Below are 462 nucleotides of genomic sequence, written 5' to 3'. Positions count from 1 at the left end.
GTCCTGCCGCATCCCGGCATTTAAAGCAATTTGCCGAGCCATATTTTGGCCTAAGCCGGCAGACAGGACATTGCCCATGAAGAGGGCATCCAGGACTTCGGCGTCAAGGCCGGCTTCTTTTAATGCGCCGTGCAGGGCGATTTTGCCCAGGTCGATGGCGGAAAAGTCAGCCAATTGCTTGTGGTAACGGCCAAATGGAGTTCGCTTGGCCGCAACAATATAAATATCTTGCATGTGTTTGTTCTCCTCAACTAAGTTTTGTTTTGGGGATGCTGAGCTTGGCTCAGCTTTTTTATAACCAGTATATTTTACTATAATCTTTTCCTGCTTGCTTGGTGAAGCGCTTGATTTAGCGAAATATTAAAAAACACCCCGCGAGGGAGTGCTTTTAGTGGACCCGCTTGAAAGTAACCGTGAAGTTCATCACGCCATCCGACCAGCTAGCATTGATTTTGCCGCCAA

At 48.1% G+C, this 462-nt stretch carries 1 protein-coding gene; it reads right to left on the bottom strand.

From position 1 onward, the window contains the following. Window positions 1-234: thiolase family protein (locus tag FD23_RS10405; protein WP_483803743.1), on the bottom strand; the 234-nt coding region annotated here is incomplete at its 3' end. Window positions 235-462 lie beyond the last annotated feature (228 nt).

It is taken from the genome of Lactobacillus delbrueckii subsp. delbrueckii DSM 20074 = JCM 1012, from assembly GCF_001433875.1.
GTDB classification, from domain to species: Bacteria; Bacillota; Bacilli; order Lactobacillales; family Lactobacillaceae; genus Lactobacillus; species Lactobacillus delbrueckii.
Note: the sequence above shows the minus strand (reverse complement) of the source record. Positions and strands in the feature narration are given on the sequence as shown.